The sequence below is a fragment of the Sphingomonas aquatilis genome (genome assembly GCF_014196115.1).
Lineage (GTDB): Bacteria > Pseudomonadota > Alphaproteobacteria > Sphingomonadales > Sphingomonadaceae > Sphingomonas > Sphingomonas aquatilis.
This window is the reverse complement of sequence record NZ_JACIDB010000006.1, coordinates 50,074-66,367: the sequence shown is the minus strand read 5'-3', so window position 1 is coordinate 66,367 and position 16,294 is coordinate 50,074. Positions and strand designations below refer to the sequence as shown.

The following is a 16,294-nucleotide window of genomic DNA, read 5'->3' as shown; positions in this document are numbered from 1 at the left end:
CGCATCGGGACGCCACCGTGCCGGATCACGCCATCTCGACCGATCCCGCCGTGCAGGCACAGCTCGACCGGCTCTGGGCATTGTCGCCCGGGGCCGACGTGCTGGGCCTGGAGCGGATCACGCGATTGCTCGACCGGCTCGGCAACCCGCAGGACGCGTTGCCGCCGGTGTTTCACGTCGCCGGCACGAACGGCAAAGGCTCCACCTGCGCCTTCCTGCGCGCTGCGATCGAGGCGGCGGGGCATGACGTCCACGTCTTCTCCAGTCCGCATCTGGTGCGGTTCAACGAACGCATCCGCATCGCGGGCAAGCTGATCGACGACGCATCGCTCGCCGCGTTGCTGGCCGACGTGCTGGATCATGCGGAGGGCATCGGCGCCAGTTTCTTCGAGATCACGACCGCCGCCGCCTTCCTCGCCTTCGCCCGCACGCCCGCCGCCGCGACGATCGTCGAGGTGGGCCTGGGCGGTCGGCTCGATGCGACCAACGTTATCCGCCGCCCAGCCGTCACCGGCATTGCAGCGCTCGGGATGGACCACGAGGCCTTCCTCGGCAACCGCCTGTTCGACATCGCCGGTGAGAAGGCGGGAATCGCCAAGGCCGACGTGCCGCTCGTCACGATGAACTATTCCGCCGCCTGCACCGCCCGCATCGCGGCGGTGGCCGACGCGGCGGGGGCGCCCGTCATCGCCCGCAACGCGGCGTGGTGGAGCGACACCAGTCGCAATGCCGTCCGCTACCGCGACACCGGCTTCACCCTGGTCAGCACGCGCCCACGCCTCGTCGGCCCGCACCAGACGCGCAACCTCGCGCTCGCTTTCGCCATGCTGCGGCATCAGGGCGCGATCAACGTTCCCGAAGCCGCGATGCGCGCGGCGGCAGAATGGGCGCGATGGCCGGCACGTATGCAGCGGCTCGGCCACGGCCCGCTCCACGCGCGCCTTCCCGACGGCAGCGAATTGTGGCTCGACGGCGCGCATAATCCCTCCGCAGCCCGCCCGGTCGCCCAGAGCCTCGACCGGATCGCCGATGGCCGCCCCGTCACGCTCGTTCTCGGCATGCTGTCGAACAAGGATGCGGAGGGTGTGCTACGGCTGCTCGCGCCGATGGTGTCACGTGTCGTTGCGGTACCCGTGCCGAATCACGCCTGCCATGCGCCGGCGGACCTCGCCGCGGTGGCCCAGCGGCTTGGCGTTTCCGCGACGTCCGCGGATAGCTTGGAAACAGCGCTGGAGAGCTTGGCTACCGAGCCGCCGCACGTCGTGCTGATCGCCGGTTCGCTCTACCTCGCCGGTGAGGCGCTCGCCCGCAACGACGAGGCGCCCGACTGACCGATTAATTGCGATTGACTTGCAATAGCGGATTTAAGACTGTCGGCGGCGAACGAAGGAGTCGCCGCATGTCCGAAATCACCACGACCGTCGCAGCATTGCCGCATGCGCTACCCGCCTGCCCCAACGCGCGCATCGCGCTGTTCGCGCTGCGCCGCATGGGTGCGCATGGGCTGCACGACGCGCGCGCCACGCATGCGCTGTTCACGATGTTCGGCGAGGGCTTTCGCCGCCCGTTGGTGCTGATGCGCGCACTGATGACGGATCTGGCCTCGACCGCCGCGGATACGATCGCGATCGCGCCATGCTGCTGCGCCCGCATGACCGCCGCCGAGCGCGCCTTGCTGACCGTCATCGCGCGCATCGAGACCGCGCCCGACACCGCCCGGCTGTTGATGAGCGACCTGCTCGGCGTGCGTCGCGTCGATCCGGTGCTGGCAAGCCTCGCCGCGGTCAGTGCGGCATGGGCCGACGACGGTCGCCCGATCTGCGTCTAGCGCCAGTTCGCCCGCCGCGCGGCGTCTTCCTGCGCGCGGTCGAGCGGCTCACCGGCGATCATGCCCATGATCGCCGTCGCCCGGGCGCCGTCGGTCCCCGCCATGCGATAATCGGTGGCGGGCGCCGATCCGGGCGCGGTATAGCGCATCTGCCAGTCCGTGCCCGCGCGGCACGCGATTCCGGACAGCGTTTCCCCCGTGAAGCTGCGGCAATATTGCCCGTTCCTGTCGCGGAACGACAAAGCGACCCGCACCGGGCCCGCATCGCCCGACAATTGATCGTTGAGCGCCACGGCCACCGGCGCCGGCACGTCGCCACCAGGCGCCCCGCCCCGATCCTGCAGGACGAACAGCCCGACCACCAGGCTCGCCGCGATCGCGCCGCCCGCCGCCCAACGCCGCCAGCCGTGGCTGGGCGCCGGCGCCGCGTTCGCCGCGCGCCGCGCCCGCACGTCGGCGAGCGAAATCACCTCCGCCGGCGGCCGCGCCAAGGGATCGAAGGCTGCGGCAAAGCGCGCCTTCATCCGACGGTGCCGGTCGGCGAGCGCACGCCAGTCGGCATCGTTCGTCACCGCGGCCTCGACCCGCGCGGCCTCCGCCCCGGTCAGTTCGCCGTCGACCCAGGCGATGATCGCCGCTTCGTCCACCGGATCAGCACCCATCGCTCAAGCCTCCACCGCCGCCATCAATGCCTGCCGCCCGCGCACCAGCCGGCTGGTCAGCGTGCCCATCGGCACCTCGAGCACCTCCGCCGCTTCGGCGTAGCTCTTGCCCTCGATCATCACCAGCACCACCGCCTCGCGCTGCTCGTCCGGCAGGCGGTCCAGCGCCCGCATCAAGTAGGACAGTTCGACCCGCGCCTCGGCATCGCCCGCCACGCCGACCTGCATCCCCTGTTCCTCGGGCGCATGCACCGCCTCGCGGCGCTGGCGGGATCGCGCCGTATCGATCCACAGATTGCGGACGACGCGATAGGCCCAGGCCTCGAAATGCGTGCCCGGCTGCCACTGATCGCGCGCCTTCAGCATGCGCTCCGCCGCCGCCTGCACGAGATCGTCGGCATCGGGGCCGCTGCGTGCCAGGCCATGGGCAAAACGCCTCAGCCGCGGCAACAGGCTTGCCAAACGTCGCTCGACTTCGTCCAAAGTGGCCCTGTCCTTCGTCCATGCGGATGAAACGTCACCCGGCGGTCGTTTCATCCATGGAGCGAGCCAAAAAAGGAAGACAAAGATGAAGCGATGGGCGCTGATGCTGACGATCGGTCTGGCCAGCCCGGCTGCGGCGCAGCTGCTGGGCGGTGGCCTGCCGGCAGGCGGATTGGGGACACCGCTCGGCGGGGTCACCGACACCGTGCAGCGTGCCACGGGCAGCATGCTCGGATCACGGCAACAGGCGTCCGACGCGCTGTCGCAGGGCGTGGCGTCCGGTCTCGGCGGGCCGCTGCTGATGGCCGACGGCGCGTTGCGTGCGCTCAGCCCCCGCGACCTACTGGCGCTGCGCAAGGAACGCCTGCGCGCACTGGTCCGCGAAAACCGCGCGACGCTGGACGTGGATGACGACGGCAATCCGGTGCGGCGCGATGTGATCCTCGCGCTGGCCCTCTCACCCGACACGCTCGAAAAGGCGAAGGCCGCGGGCTTTACGCTGACCAGCACCGAGACGATCGACGGCCTCGATGTCAGCACATCCATACTGGCACCCCCGCGCGGCAAGCCGGTGCGCAAGGCAATCGAGGCGCTGCGCGCGCTCGATCCCGGTGGCACCTACGCGCTCGACGCGATCTACGAACCCGCGCACGTACCGCTGGCGGCGATGGCCGGCGCGCTGGCGGGCGGCGGCGCGGCGATCGGCAGCGCCCCGTTGCGCATGGGTCTGATCGACGGCGGCGTCGGCCGCCATCCCGCCTTTGCCGGCATCGCCATCGAGCAACGCGGCTTTGCGGGGGAGGCCAAGCCCAGCGGCCATGGCACCGCCGTCGCGTCGTTGATGGTGGGCCGCAGCGGCGCCTTCCATGGCGCGACGCCCGGTGCCGGATTACTCGTCGCCGACGTCTATGGCGGATCGGCGAGCAACGGCTCGGCCGTCGCCATCGTCCGCGCCACGTCTTGGCTCGCCCAGAATGGCGCGAAGGTCGTCAACATCGGCCTGGTCGGCCCGCCTAACCCGCTGCTCGCGGCAGGCATTCGTGCATTGACCGCCAAGGGCATCCGTGTCGTCGCCGCGGTCGGCAACGACGGCCCTGCCGCCCCGCCGCAATATCCCGCCTCCTACTCCGATGTGATCGCGGTCACCGGCGTTGACGCCAAGGGCAAGGCGTTGATGGAGGCCGGCAAGCCGCTCCATCTCGATTACGCGGCACCGGGCGCGGACATGGTCGGAGCGGTGCCCGGCGGCGGGTGGGAGGTGCTGCGCGGCACCAGCTTCGCCGCGCCCCTCGTCGCCGCGACGCTCGCCCGTGTCGGAACGCCTGCCGCGCTCGCCGCGGAGGCCAAGCCCGGCAGCGGCCGCATCGGCCGCGGGATCGTCTGCGACACGTGCCGCACGCCCCCGAGGGTGGTCGGCCTGAAATAATTTTCGCGATGCCGGGATTAAACCGAAAAGGTCCATCGTTGTCCTTTTCGGAAGCCGGGCAGTCCCCCACCCCGGCTCGGACGAAAGGAGATTTCTCATGACCCCCACGATCCGTTTCGCCCTGATCGCGACGACCATGCTGATGACGGCCCCCGCTTCGGCGCAGCTGCTGGGCGGTGGCGGCGTCGGTGGCATGCTGGGCGGTGCCGGCAACCTTGGCGGCGCCGTGTCGGGCACGCTGAACGGCGCAGGCCAGCTCGGCTCGACCGTTGGGCAGACGAGCGGCCGCGTGTCGAACACCGTCAACGGTACGGCACGGGCGCATGGCAGCCGCTCGATCGACACCCGCTCGGGCCGCGCCAGCGCCGATGGCGGCCTCGCCGGTAGCGTCAGCCGCAGCACCGACGGCGCGCTCGGCGCGACCGGCCCGCGGGGCGGCGCGCTCAACGGGGCGCTGAGCCAGAGCGGTTCGGCCAGCGGCAGCGCGAACGGCGGCGTCGACGCGCAGCTGGTCGGCACCGATCAGGTCGCCAACACCGTCCGCGGCGCCCGTGACGGCGCGGCGGCAACGGCCGGCGCCGCGCGCGATCGCGCTACGACCACCGCGACGGCAGCCCGCAACCGGGCGACCTCGACCGCCGGCGCCGTGCGCGATCGCGCCGCCGCCACGGCGGCGATCGCCCGCGACCGCACCACGACGGCGGCCAATGCCACCCGCAACCGGGTGAACGAAGGCGCCCTCGCCGCCGGAGGCGCTGCTAACGGCGCGGCCAACGGCACGCGCCTATCGCTTGCCGGTTCGGGCTCGGCGAATGGCAGCGGCTCCGCGACCGCGGGCAACCGCTCGGCCTCGGCCAGCGGCAGCGCCTCGGGCAGCGGTAGCCTGAGCGTCAACTGACCCGCGATCCGTCGCATCGACACCAAGGGGGCATCGCCGGCAACGGCGGTGCCCCTTTTTCCATGCCGACGTTTTCGCCGTGTGTTTCGAGGCGGATGGGATTAGGTGCTCCGCAGACGGTCGTTCCATGAACGACCCGGCACAGCTCTCGTCGAGCGCAAACGCCGGACGGAACACCGCCATCGAACCGGGTGAGGATCACGATCGAAGCGGGTCGGCGCATGCCCCCGCGCCGGGCGAAGGAGCATGAACGAACGACATGCGGTGGAGACGACGTAACCTCGCTTCGATGAGCGCCGATGTCGGCGACGGACTGGCGCCCGCGGTCGAAGCCGTCACCAGCGGCGCGGCGCGACCGCCCGCCACCACCCGCAGCTATCGCGTCATCGCGCTGGTCGTCGCCTCCGCGCTGTTCATGCAGCAGCTCGACGGGACCGTGCTGACCGTCGCCCTGCCCACCATGGCCCGCGATCTCGGCACGCCCGCCACCAGCCTCAGCCTCGCGCTCACCAGCTACCTGCTGGCGCTCGCCCTGTTCATCCCGGCAAGCGGCACGCTGGCCGACCGCTTCGGCTCCCGCAGCATTTTCTGCTGGGCGATCGTCGTCTTCCTGCTCGGCTCGATCGCCTGCGCGCAGGCCGGGTCGCTGCCGACACTGGTCGCCGCCCGCTTCGTCCAGGGGATCGGCGGCGCGATGATGGTGCCGGTCGGCCGTCTCGTCCTGCTGCGCAGCGTCGCCAAGGAGGACATGGTCCAGGCCTTGTCCTGGCTGGTCATGCCCGCGCTCGCCGGCCCGATCCTGGGGCCACCGATCGGCGGCTTCATCGTCACCTGGCTCGACTGGCGCTGGATCTTCTACCTCAACATCCCCTTCGGCGTGATGGGCATCATCGGTGCGTTGCTGTTGGTGCCGGAGGTGCGCGGCGACGCGCGCGCCCGTTTCGATCTGGTCGGTTTCATTCTGTCGGGCGTGTCGCTCGGCTGCCTTTTGTTCGGCTTCGAGTTGGCGAGCCGCCCCGGCACCGGGTTGGTCGCGCTGATCCTGCTGGTCGCGGGCCTCGGCATGGGCGTCGCCTATTTCCGCCACGCCCGTCACGTGGCCGATCCGATCCTCGACCCCGCGCTGATGCGGGTGCCCACCTTCCGCCTGTCGGTGATCGCCGGATCGCTGACCCGCATCACGCAAGGGGCGCAGCCGTTCCTGCTCCCGCTCATGCTGCAGCTCGGCTTCGGCCTCACCGCAGCGAAGACGGGCACGATCACCATGGCCGGCGCGATCGGCGCGCTGGCGATGAAGGCGCTCGCCCCGCGCGTACTGCGTCGTTGGGGCTTTCGCCGCAGCCTGATCGTTTCGGGGATCGCCAGTAGCCTCGGCTATGCGACCTGCGCGCTGTTCCGCCCCGATTGGCCGACGGCCGCGATCGTGCTGGTCCTCGGCATTTCGGGCTTCTTCACCTCGTTCCAGTTCACCGGCTACAACGCCATCGCCTATGCCGACACCGACAAGGCGCAGATGAGCGCGGCGACCAGCTTCTACGCGACCTTTCAACAGCTGACGCTGTCGCTCGGCATCTGCACCGCCGCGACGGTGCTGGAGATCGGCTCGGTGATGGAGGGCACCCCCCAGCCGACGCTGCTCACCTTCTCGCTCGCCTTCGTCGTCGTCGCCACCATCTCCGCATCGGCGGTCATCTGGAACCGCCGGTTCGCGGCCGACGCCGGTGCCGAGATGAGCGGCCACACCGCCCGCTAGGCGCGCCCGATTGCCGCGGCGGCAAGCCCGCGCACGTCTACCCGCGCCTTCAGCCGCGCGGCGAGCAGCGCCGTGCCGCTGACCTTGCGTTGCACGAACAGCGTTTCGACATGCGGTACGTGCCAGGTGTCGCGATCGGCGATCATCGCCTTTGCCTCCTCACGCACCACCGGCACGAAGGCGCGGTCGCCGAAGTCGAACGTGCCAGGCCGGTTGAGCGCCGCGTCGATTGCCGCGATGATCCGATCGACCGCCCCACGGTGCGCCCGCGCGGCGTCGACCCCGATAAAGCCCGTCTCCACCGCCACCTCGCGGATCATGTCCCGATCGCGTGCCAGTCCCGCCTCGATCAACCGGCGATAGGCATCCGCCGTCTCCGCCGGCACCGCGCGCGTCGCCCCGAAATCGAGCAGCACCAGCGCGCCGCTATCCGCCTGCCAGCGGTAATTGGCGAAATTGGGATCGGTCTGCATCACGCCGAACTCGAACAATTCGCGCAACACCAACGTTACCAGCGCGGTCATCGCGGCATCGCGCGCGTCCTGCGAGGCACCCTCCAGCGTCTCGATCGCCTGCCCTTCGACGAAGCTCATCGCCAGCACGTTTCGCGTCGTCAGCTCCGACTCCAGCGTCGGCACGACATAGCGCGCGTCCCCATCCAGCCGCGCGGCATAAGCGCGCATCTGCTCGCCTTCGCGCGTATAATCGGCTTCCTCGGCCAGCTGCCGCTTCGCCTCGTCGAGCAGCGGCGTGATATCCAGCCCGCGCGGCAGCAGCCCCGATACGCGCAGCAACGTCGCGACATTGTCGACGTCGGAATCGATGCTCTCCGCAACACCGGGATATTGCACCTTGATCGCCAGCCGCCGCCCGTCGGGCAGCGTCGCGCGATGCACCTGCCCGATCGAGGCCGCCGCAACCGGCGCCGCCTCGAAATGCCGGAACCGGCGCCGCCAGTCCCGACCCCATTCGCGGGCCAGTACCTGGTCGAGCTGCTGCGGCGGCATGCGATAGCCCTGGTTGCGCAGCCGCGCGAGGATCGCCGACGGTTCGGGCGGCAGCACATCGCCGGCGTCCATCGAGATCATCTGCCCGAGCTTCATCGCCGCGCCGCGCAGGTGCGACAATCGGTCGGCGACACGCGCCGCATTCGCCGGGGTCATCACCAGATCACCCATCCGTGGCCGCTCGCCCTGCGCCAGCCGCCGCGCGCCCTCGGCCAGCATGCCGCCCGCCACACCGCCGGCAAGCCGCCCGAACCCGCCTAGTCGCGCAAGCCTGCCCGTCGGCACCGCCCGATGCCGTGCCTCGAATCGATCGTCATCCATGCCCGCACAACGTCGCGGACGCCCGCGAAGGTCCGCCCTATCGTTCGGTCAGGCGCGGCATCAGCTCGACGAAGTTGCAGGGCCGATGCCGGCTGTCCAACTGATCGGCGAGGATGCCGTCCCATCCATCCTTCACCGCCCCGGTCGAGCCCGGCAGCGCGAAGATATAGGTCCCCCGCGCCACGCAGGCGCAGGCGCGCGACTGGACGGTCGACGTGCCGATCTTGGCGAAGCTCAGATACCGGAACAGCTCGCCGAACCCGGGAATCATCTTGGTCGCGACCCGCTCGACTGCCTCGGGCGTCACGTCGCGTCCCGTCACGCCCGTGCCCCCCGTCGTGATGACGCAATCGATCGCGGGATCGTCGATCCACCGCTCCAGTTGCGCGACGATGGCCTCGATGTCGTCGCGCAGGATGACGCGATCGGCGAGGCGATGCCCCGCGCCCTCCAGCCGCGCGACGAGCGTATCGCCCGACCGATCCTCGGCGAGGCCCCGCGTATCGGAGACGGTGAGCACGGCGATATTGATCGCGCGGAACGGCAGATCGGGGTCGATCGGCATCAGCCCACCGCCCGCAACTGCGAAGCGACCCGGTCGAGCGCCACGTTGCTGATCCCCGGAATTGCCTGGATCGCCTCGACCAGTTCGAGGTCGAGCAGGAAATCGCGGCCCAGCAACACCACCGCCTCGCCATCGCCTGCCGGAATGCGCGCGCGCACTTCGCCGCGCGCACCGCGCGCCTCGCTAAGCAAGGTCGCCAACGCCGCGAACGCCTCCGCCGTCGCCACCCGCGCCTCGATCGTGAAGCGCGCCATCGACGCCAGCCCCTCGAACGGCTGGATGCGCTTGACCGACACGCGCGGCGTTTCCTCGCCGGGCCGCCGATCGAGTTCGACGGTGATCAGACCGCACCCGCCACAGCGCGCCGCCTCTTCCAGCTCCGCCGCGACGCCATCGTCGAAGCATGTCGCGACGAACTGGCCGCTCGCATCCGACAGCGTCGCCATCATGTACCGTTTGCCGCGTGCCGAGGTGCGCCAGCGCGCATCCTCGACCAGCACCGCCATCGTCGCCCCCGCGCGCGTACCGTCTTCCGGAATGCGCAACTCGGTCAGCGCGACATATTGCCGCGCGCCATGCATCTTGGCGAGGTGCGCATGCCGGTCGACGGGATGCGCGGAGAAATAGAAGCCGAAGGCGTCCTTTTCCTGCTCCATCGCCTGCGCCATCGTCCAGCGCAGCCCCTGCGGCAGCCGGATCGTGTCGCCGGCCACCTCGTCCCCACCGAACAGGCCACCCTGACCGCTCGTCCGCCCGGCATGCGTCGAGGCGGCGAGGCCCAGGATCGTCTCGGCGACGGCATGCACCGCGGCCCGGTTCGGCTCGATCGCATCAAACGCCCCCGCTGCGGCCAGCGTTTCGAGCTGCCGCTTGTTGATCAGTCGCGGATCGACGCGATTGGCGAGGTCGTCGAGGCTCTTGAACGGCCCGGCCGCGACCCGCTCGACGATCAGTTTCTCCATCGCGCCTTCGCCAACGGATTTCAGCGCACCCAATGCATAGCGGACCGCGAGGCGGCGTTCCTCGCCCTCTCCCACCGTCTGCACATCGAATTCGGCATCGCTCTGGTTGATGTCCGGCCCGACGATATCGACGCCCAGCCGTCGCATGTCGTCGACGAAGATGCAGAGCTTGTCGGTCTGCGCCATGTCGTAACACATGGAGGCGGCGAAGAATTCGTGCGGGTGGTGCGCCTTCAGCCACGCGGTCTGATAGGCGAGCAGGGCGTAGGCGGCGGCGTGGCTCTTGTTGAAGCCATAGCCCGCGAACTTGTCGATCAAGTCGAACAGCTGGTTGGCGTAATCCGCCTTGATGCCGTTATGCTCGGCGCATCCTGCGACGAAGGTCGCGCGCTGCGCGTCCATCTCCGCCTTGATCTTCTTACCCATCGCGCGGCGCAGCAAATCGGCGCCGCCCAGGCTATAGCCCGCCAGGATCTGCGCGGCCTGCATCACCTGTTCCTGATAGACGAAGATCCCGTAGGTCTCCTTCAGGATCGGTTCCAGCAGCGGGTGGGGGTAGAGGATCTCCTCCGTCCCTTGCTTGCGCCGGCCGAACGAGGGAATGTTGTCCATCGGGCCGGGGCGATACAGCGACACGAGCGCGATGATGTCGCCGAAATTGGTCGGGCGGACGGCGCTGAGCGTGCGCCGCATGCCCTCCGATTCCAGCTGGAACACGCCGACCGTGTCGCCCTTCTGGAGCAGCTTGTACGTCGCTTCGTCGTCCCAGGGCAGCGCATCCAGGTCGATCGAAATGTCGCGCTTGCCAAGCAGTTGCACGGCCTTCTTCAGAACCGAAAGTGTCTTCAGGCCGAGGAAGTCGAACTTTACGAGCCCCGCGCCCTCGACATATTTCATGTCGAACTGCGTCACCGGCATGTCGGACCGCGGATCGCGATAGAGGGGGACGAGCTGGCTCAGCGGCCGGTCGCCGATGACCACGCCCGCGGCGTGCGTCGACGAATGGCGCGGCAGGCCCTCCAGCTTGGTCGCCAAGTCGAGCAGGCGGCGGACCTGATTGTCGTTGGCATATTCCTTCGCCAACTCGGGCACGCCGTTCAGCGCGCGCTTCAGGTCCCATGGATCGGTCGGGTGATTGGGCACCAGCTTGGCGAGGCGATCGACCTGGCCATAGCTCATCTGGAGCACGCGGCCGGTGTCCTTCAACACCGCGCGCGCCTTCAGCTTACCGAAGGTGATGATCTGCGCCACCTGATCGCGGCCGTATTTCTCCTGCACGTAGCGAATGACCTCGCCACGCCGGGTTTCGCAAAAGTCGATGTCGAAGTCGGGCATCGACACGCGTTCCGGGTTCAGGAATCGCTCGAACAGCAGGCCCAGCTTCATCGGGTCGAGATCGGTGATCGTCAGCGCCCAGGCGACGACCGAGCCCGCGCCCGAACCACGCCCCGGCCCCACCGGAATGTCGTGATCCTTCGCCCATTTTATGAAGTCGCCGACGATCAGGAAGTATCCGGGGAAACCCATCTGGACGATGACGTTCACCTCGAACGCCAGCCGCTCGCGATACACGTCGCGCCAATTGGGATCGTCGGGCTGCGCACCCAGCTCCTCGATCCGGTCGAGCCGCGCTTCCAGTCCCGCCGCCGCCTGATCGCGCAGCATCGCCGCCTCGCCGTCGCGATCGCCCGCCAGGCTGGGCAGGATCGGCTTGCGATAGGGCGCCATCACCGCGCAGCGCTGCGCCACGACCAGCGTATTGTCGATCGCCTCGGGCAGATCGGCGAACAGCTGCTTCATCACCTCGGCGGGCTTCAGCCATGCATCGGGGCACGAGCGGACGCGATCCTCGCTTTCGACATAGGTCGAATGCGCGATGCACAGCATGGCGTCGTGCGCGTCGAGGAAACCGCTGTCGGAAAAGCAGCACGGATTGGTCGCGACCAGCGGCAGGTCGCGATCATAGGCCAGGTCGATCAGCGCCTGTTCGGCCGCTTCCTCCACCACGTCGCCCCGGCGGACGAGCTCGATGTACAGCCGGTCGGGGAACAGCGCCTGCAACCGGTCGCAATAGGCACGCGCGCGGTCAGGCTGATCCTCGTGGAACAGGCGCGCCAGTCCGCCTTCGGCCCCCGCGGTCAGCGCGATCAGGCCATCGGTCCGGCCTTCCAGTGCGGCGAAATCGACATGCGCCGGCAATTCGATCGGTCGGTCGAGATGCGCCATGCTGACCAGCGCGCACAGATTGTCGTAGCCCGTCATATCCTGCGCATAAAGCGCGATCCAGTCGAGCGGCGCGGCGACGCCATCGGGCATATCCGGCCGCGCGACGCACAGCATCGTCCCGATGACCGGCTGCACGCCATCCTTCTTCGCCGCGTCCGAAAAGGCCATGGCCGCGTATAGCCCGTTGCGATCGGTCAGGCCGGCTGCCGGAAACTTCTGTGCCTTGGCCTGTTTCGCGATCGCCTTCGGATCGATCGCCCCGTCGAGCATCGTGTAGGACGAAAAAATGCGAAGCGGCACGAAACCCGAATGAGCCATGCGAACCACTTAGCGACTCCGACCCGATTCGAACAGGCGACCCGCCCGGAATGGACGGAACCAGCGGTGGATAACCTCGTTTCGCGCCCACAACGAGGAGACATCGCCATGACCGACACGCGTACGTTCAATGATCCGCTCACACCGGCCGCCGCAGGTGCGGGCTGGGCCTGGATCCTCGCCTATGGCGTGCTGTCGCTGGCGCTTGGCGTGCTTGCGTTCCTCAATCCCTTCGCCGCCACCTATGCCGCGACCCTGGTGATCGGCGCCTTCTTCATCGCCGCCGGCATCGTCTCGCTCGCGGCGGGCGTGATGGGCAAGCACGAAGGGCGCGGCTATGCGATCGGCTTCGGCCTGCTGTCGCTGGTCATCGGTGTGCTGATGGCGTTCGATCCGATGTCCGGCGCGCTGTCGCTGACGCTGCTGGTCGGCGTGTGGCTCGGTATCCGCGGCGCGATGGAAATCGGCCTCGGCGCACGCTTCAAGCGCGGCCGTGGGCTGATGGTCGCGCTTGGCGTCGTCAACATCCTGCTCGCGATCTACGTCCTCGCCACCCTGCCCTGGTCGGCATTGACGCTGCCGGGCTTCATCCTCGGCATCAGCTTCGTGTTCGGCGGCGTGACCTCGATCCTGTCGGCACTGCATCACAAGACAGGCGCCAAGCCCTTCGCCGCCCCGGCGCTGTAAGCCACGCCGCCGGCCCCACCCACCCCGTCACCCCGGACTCGTTCCGGGGTCCACCGGGCCGCCCGGGAATGGCAAGAGGCTCTAGCCGTCCCCCTCGCCGCGCAGTGGACCCCGGAACGAGTCCGGGGTGACGCGAGTGTGGGGCGAAGCCAGCCCTACAGCAACGCCTCGATATCCGCCGCAAGATCCTCGGGCTTCGCCGTCGGCGCATAGCGCCGCACGACCTGCCCCGACCGATCCACCAGGAACTTCGTGAAGTTCCACTTGATCGCCTTCGACCCCAGCACGCCGGGCGCCGCCGTCTTCAGCCGCTCGAACAACGGATCGGCCGCCGCACCGTTGACGTCGATCTTGGCGAACACCGGAAACGTCACGTCATAGGTCAGCGAACAGAAATTCGCGATCTCCGCCGCATCGCCCGGCTCCTGCGCCCCGAACTGATTGCAGGGAAAGGCCAGCACCTCGAAACCCTTGTCGGCGAACCGCCGATGCAGCGCCTCCAGGCCTTCATACTGCGGCGTGAACCCGCATTTCGACGCGGTGTTGACGATCAGCAGCACCTGCCCCGCCCAGCGGTCCAGCGACAGCGGGTTGCCGTCCGCCCCCCGCACAGTGAGATCGGTGATGCCGCTCATGCGTACCTCGCAAGCAGATAATCGAGATTCTGGCGCACGCCCGGCCATTCACGGTCCAGGATCGAATAGACGACGCTGTCGCGCAGCCGCCCGCCGACGATCTGGTGACCGCGCAGCACGCCATCCCGCTTTGCGCCCAAGCGTTCGATTGCGCGCTGGCTGCGGATGTTGAGCGCATCGGTGCGGATCTGCACGCACTGCACGCCCATCGTGTCGAAGGCATACGTCAACAGCAGCCGCTTTGCCTCGGTATTCACGCCGGTGCGCTGGACCCGCGTCGCATAAAAGGTGCCGCCGATCTCCAGACGCCGATGGCCTTCGTTCATCCGCATGTAGCGCGTGGTGCCGACGACCGCTCCCGCCGGATCGCAGACCGCGAATACCAGCGCCCGCCCCTGCTCGACCTGCGCGAACGTCGCGGCAAACCAGCGATCCGCATCCTTTAATTGCGAGACGCTCGCGTAGAATATATCCCACAGGTCATCCGCCGCAGCGGCGGCGACCAGCGCGTCCTTATCCTCGGCCACGAGCGGCCGCAATGTGACGTGACGGCCGACCAAGGTCGGGGTGGTCCGCCACGCATCGCTCACGACAGCACGCCCTCATGCAAGCGGACGACGCGGTCCATCTTCTGCGCCAGCCGCTCGTTATGCGTCGCGATCAGCGCCGCCGAACCTTCTCCGCGTACCAGCCGCAGGAACTCGGCCAACACGATGTCGGCCGTATGTTCGTCGAGGTTGCCCGTCGGCTCGTCCGCCAGCACCAGCGCCGGCCGGTTGGCCAGCGCACGCGCCACGGCGACGCGCTGCTGCTCGCCGCCCGAGAGCTGGCTCGGCCGGTGCGTCAGGCGATGCCCCAGCCCCAGTGCAGTCAGCAACGCGACCGCGCGATCGTCCGCCGCCTTGCGCGCCGCGCCATGCACCAGCTGCGGCAGCACGACATTCTCGGTCGCGTTGAAGTCGGGCAGCAGATGGTGGAACTGGTACACGAAGCCCAGATGATCGCGACGCATCACGGTGCGGCCATGCGCGTCGAGCTTCGCCGCCTCCGTGCCGGCGATCCGGATCGAACCTTCGAACCCGCCCTCCAGCAAGCCCACCGCCTGCAGCAGCGTCGACTTGCCCGATCCCGACGGCCCGACCAGCGCGACGATCTCGCCCGGCGCCACGGTCAAGTCGACCCCGCGCAGGACGTGGATCGTCTCGCCGCCCTGCGTGAAGCTGCGCGTCAGCCGACCGGTTTCGAGGACATTATTCATAGCGAAGGACCTGTACCGGATCGGTGCTCGCCGCCTTCCACGCCGGATACAGCGTCGCCAGGAAGCTGAACACCAGCGCCATGATCGCGATCACGATGATCTCGACGGGATCGGGCTTCGACGGCAGTTCGGTGAGATAGCGGATCGACGGATCCCAAAGATTCTGCCCCGTTACCATCTGCACCAAATTCACCACCGCCTGGCGATAGAACAGGAACACGAAGCCCAGGAGCAGCCCCGCCACCGTGCCGAGCGCGCCGATCGTCGTGCCGACCACCATGAAGATGCGCATCAACCCGCCCCGCGTCGCACCCATCGTCCTGAGGATCGCGATGTCGCGCGTCTTGGCGCGCACCAGCATGATGAGGCTGGACAGGATGTTGAACACCGCGACCAGAATGATGATCGACAGCACGGTGAACATCGCCACCCGCTCGACCTCCAGCGCCTGGAACAGCTGCGCGTTCATGCTCCGCCAGTCGCTGATCACCGCGCCGGGCGGTAATTTGTCGCCCAGTGGCGCCAGGATCTGCCCCACCTTGTCGGCGTTGTTCGTCTCGATCTCTACCATGCCGACATTGTCGCCGAGCAGCAGCAGTGTCTGCGCATCCTCGATCGGCATGAAGACATATTGCTTGTCGTAATCGTACAGCCCGATCTCGAAGATCGCGGCAACCTTGTAGCTGACGATACGCGGCACGGTGCCGAACGGCGTCGTCTGCCCCTGCGGGCTGAACAGCGATATGTCGCTGCCGACGGTCGCGCCCAGCGCTTCGGCCAGCCGGCTGCCGATCGCGATCCGGCCGCTGCCCGGCGTCACGCCGGCAAGCGACCCCATCACCACCTTGTTGCCGATCACCGGCGCGATGTCCTGCATCCGCACGCCGCGCACCAGCACTGCCTCCGCCCGCCCGTTATAGGTCGCGGCCAGCGGCTGTTCGATCATCGGCACCGCCGACGTGATGTTGGGCGTGCGCTTCGCCTCGGCCACCACCTGCCGCCAGTCGACGGGGCGAGTGGGATCGAACTGGATCACCGCGTGGCCGTTTAGGCCGACGATCTTGTCGAACAGCTCGGCGCGAAAGCCGTTCATCACGCTCATGACGATGACGAGCGCCGCCACACCGAGCATCACCGCGACGAGGCTGATCGAGGCGACGAGGAAGATGAACGCCTCCCCCTTGCCCGGCAGCAGATATCGCCGCGCGATCATCCGTTCATAGGTAGAGAGGATCATGGCCGCGGCTCTAGGCGGAGAGACGGCG

15 protein-coding genes are annotated in these 16,294 nt (G+C 68.5%); 6 read left to right on the top strand and 9 right to left on the bottom strand.

Features of this window, described 5'->3' with window-relative positions; all coding sequences use genetic code 11:
• Window positions 1-17: 17 nt before the first annotated feature.
• Both GGR47_RS13535 and GGR47_RS13530 read left to right on the top strand, forming a co-directional pair.
• Entirely contained in the window at window positions 18-1,331 is a 1,314-nt protein-coding gene (locus GGR47_RS13535; protein WP_147036507.1) for a bifunctional folylpolyglutamate synthase/dihydrofolate synthase, read from the top strand.
• A gap of 68 nt (window positions 1,332-1,399) precedes the next feature.
• Window positions 1,400-1,828, top strand: a complete 429-nt coding sequence (locus GGR47_RS13530; protein ID WP_017978635.1) for a DUF6628 family protein — start codon at window positions 1,400-1,402, stop codon at window positions 1,826-1,828.
• Here the strand turns inward: GGR47_RS13530 and GGR47_RS13525 are convergent.
• Window positions 1,825-2,490, bottom strand: a complete 666-nt coding sequence (locus tag GGR47_RS13525) for a hypothetical protein (RefSeq protein WP_221204797.1) — start codon at window positions 2,488-2,490, stop codon at window positions 1,825-1,827. The two genes, GGR47_RS13530 and GGR47_RS13525, sit on opposite strands and share 4 nt — an antisense overlap.
• A 3-nt stretch (window positions 2,491-2,493) precedes the next feature.
• Window positions 2,494-2,952, bottom strand: coding sequence for an RNA polymerase sigma factor (locus tag GGR47_RS13520; protein WP_020486481.1), 459 nt, complete (start codon window positions 2,950-2,952; stop codon window positions 2,494-2,496).
• 106 nt (window positions 2,953-3,058) lie between these two features.
• Here GGR47_RS13520 and GGR47_RS13515 point away from each other — a divergent pair, with 106 nt between their 5' ends.
• The 3 genes from GGR47_RS13515 (at window position 3,059) to GGR47_RS13505 (ending at window position 7,050) form a co-directional block, all read left to right on the top strand.
• A complete protein-coding gene (locus GGR47_RS13515) occupies window positions 3,059-4,399 on the top strand; it encodes a S8 family serine peptidase (protein ID WP_147037447.1) in 1,341 nt (446 codons plus the stop codon).
• Window positions 4,400-4,496: 97 nt separating this feature from the next.
• Window positions 4,497-5,297 carry a hypothetical protein gene (locus GGR47_RS13510; RefSeq protein WP_183949556.1) on the top strand — a complete coding sequence of 267 codons (801 nt, stop codon included), beginning with the start codon at window positions 4,497-4,499 and terminating at the stop codon, window positions 5,295-5,297.
• Window positions 5,298-5,586: 289 nt separating this feature from the next.
• Window positions 5,587-7,050: an MFS transporter gene (locus GGR47_RS13505; RefSeq protein ID WP_147036158.1), complete on the top strand. Its 1,464-nt coding sequence runs from the start codon at window positions 5,587-5,589 to the stop codon at window positions 7,048-7,050.
• Here GGR47_RS13505 and GGR47_RS13500 read toward each other — a convergent pair.
• Genes GGR47_RS13500 through dnaE form a run of 3 tightly spaced genes read right to left on the bottom strand, consistent with a single transcriptional unit; the run spans window position 7,047 to window position 12,449 of the window.
• Window positions 7,047-8,378, bottom strand: coding sequence for an ABC1 kinase family protein (locus GGR47_RS13500; protein WP_147036159.1), 1,332 nt, complete (start codon window positions 8,376-8,378; stop codon window positions 7,047-7,049). The two genes, GGR47_RS13505 and GGR47_RS13500, sit on opposite strands and share 4 nt — an antisense overlap.
• A 37-nt stretch (window positions 8,379-8,415) precedes the next feature.
• Entirely contained in the window at window positions 8,416-8,943 is a 528-nt protein-coding gene (moaB, locus tag GGR47_RS13495; protein ID WP_147036160.1) for a molybdenum cofactor biosynthesis protein B, read from the bottom strand.
• Window positions 8,943-12,449, bottom strand: a complete 3,507-nt coding sequence (gene dnaE / locus GGR47_RS13490; protein WP_147036161.1) for a DNA polymerase III subunit alpha — start codon at window positions 12,447-12,449, stop codon at window positions 8,943-8,945. The genes moaB and dnaE overlap by 1 nt, the downstream gene beginning before the upstream one ends.
• 108 nt (window positions 12,450-12,557) lie before the next feature.
• Here dnaE and GGR47_RS13485 point away from each other — a divergent pair, with 108 nt between their 5' ends.
• Complete coding sequence (locus GGR47_RS13485; protein ID WP_147036162.1) at window positions 12,558-13,136, top strand: HdeD family acid-resistance protein; 579 nt, start codon at window positions 12,558-12,560, stop codon at window positions 13,134-13,136.
• A 155-nt stretch (window positions 13,137-13,291) separates the two neighbouring features.
• Here GGR47_RS13485 and GGR47_RS13480 read toward each other — a convergent pair whose 3' ends face one another.
• The 4 genes from GGR47_RS13480 to GGR47_RS13465 are packed head-to-tail and all read right to left on the bottom strand — an operon-like array spanning window position 13,292 to window position 16,266.
• Window positions 13,292-13,771, bottom strand: a complete 480-nt coding sequence (locus tag GGR47_RS13480) for a glutathione peroxidase (protein ID WP_147036163.1) — start codon at window positions 13,769-13,771, stop codon at window positions 13,292-13,294.
• A complete protein-coding gene (locus GGR47_RS13475) occupies window positions 13,768-14,361 on the bottom strand; it encodes a GNAT family N-acetyltransferase (protein ID WP_147036164.1) in 594 nt (197 codons plus the stop codon). Before GGR47_RS13475 ends, GGR47_RS13480 begins: the two co-directional genes overlap by 4 nt.
• A complete protein-coding gene (locus GGR47_RS13470; RefSeq protein ID WP_017978623.1) occupies window positions 14,358-15,029 on the bottom strand; it encodes an ABC transporter ATP-binding protein in 672 nt (223 codons plus the stop codon). Before GGR47_RS13470 ends, GGR47_RS13475 begins: the two co-directional genes overlap by 4 nt.
• On the bottom strand, window positions 15,022-16,266 hold the full coding sequence (locus tag GGR47_RS13465) for a lipoprotein-releasing ABC transporter permease subunit (RefSeq protein WP_024310526.1): 1,245 nt from the start codon (window positions 16,264-16,266) through the stop codon (window positions 15,022-15,024). Before GGR47_RS13465 ends, GGR47_RS13470 begins: the two co-directional genes overlap by 8 nt.
• Window positions 16,267-16,294: the final 28 nt, after the last annotated feature.

Bases quoted from the DNA above. Each gene is read 5' to 3' on its own strand.
- GGR47_RS13530 (WP_017978635.1), top strand. From the start codon at position 1,400: ATGTCCGAAATCACCACGACCGTCGCAGCATTGCCGCATGCGCTACCC.
- GGR47_RS13525 (WP_221204797.1), bottom strand. From the start codon at position 2,490: ATGGGTGCTGATCCGGTGGACGAAGCGGCGATCATCGCCTGGGTCGAC.
- GGR47_RS13515 (WP_147037447.1), top strand. From the start codon at position 3,059: ATGAAGCGATGGGCGCTGATGCTGACGATCGGTCTGGCCAGCCCGGCT.
- GGR47_RS13510 (WP_183949556.1), top strand. From the start codon at position 4,497: ATGACCCCCACGATCCGTTTCGCCCTGATCGCGACGACCATGCTGATG.
- GGR47_RS13505 (WP_147036158.1), top strand. From the start codon at position 5,587: ATGAGCGCCGATGTCGGCGACGGACTGGCGCCCGCGGTCGAAGCCGTC.
- GGR47_RS13500 (WP_147036159.1), bottom strand. From the start codon at position 8,378: ATGGATGACGATCGATTCGAGGCACGGCATCGGGCGGTGCCGACGGGC.
- moaB (WP_147036160.1), bottom strand. From the start codon at position 8,943: ATGCCGATCGACCCCGATCTGCCGTTCCGCGCGATCAATATCGCCGTG.
- dnaE (WP_147036161.1), bottom strand. From the start codon at position 12,449: ATGGCTCATTCGGGTTTCGTGCCGCTTCGCATTTTTTCGTCCTACACG.
- GGR47_RS13485 (WP_147036162.1), top strand. From the start codon at position 12,558: ATGACCGACACGCGTACGTTCAATGATCCGCTCACACCGGCCGCCGCA.
- GGR47_RS13480 (WP_147036163.1), bottom strand. From the start codon at position 13,771: ATGAGCGGCATCACCGATCTCACTGTGCGGGGGGCGGACGGCAACCCG.
- GGR47_RS13470 (WP_017978623.1), bottom strand. From the start codon at position 15,029: ATGAATAATGTCCTCGAAACCGGTCGGCTGACGCGCAGCTTCACGCAG.
- GGR47_RS13465 (WP_024310526.1), bottom strand. From the start codon at position 16,266: ATGATCCTCTCTACCTATGAACGGATGATCGCGCGGCGATATCTGCTG.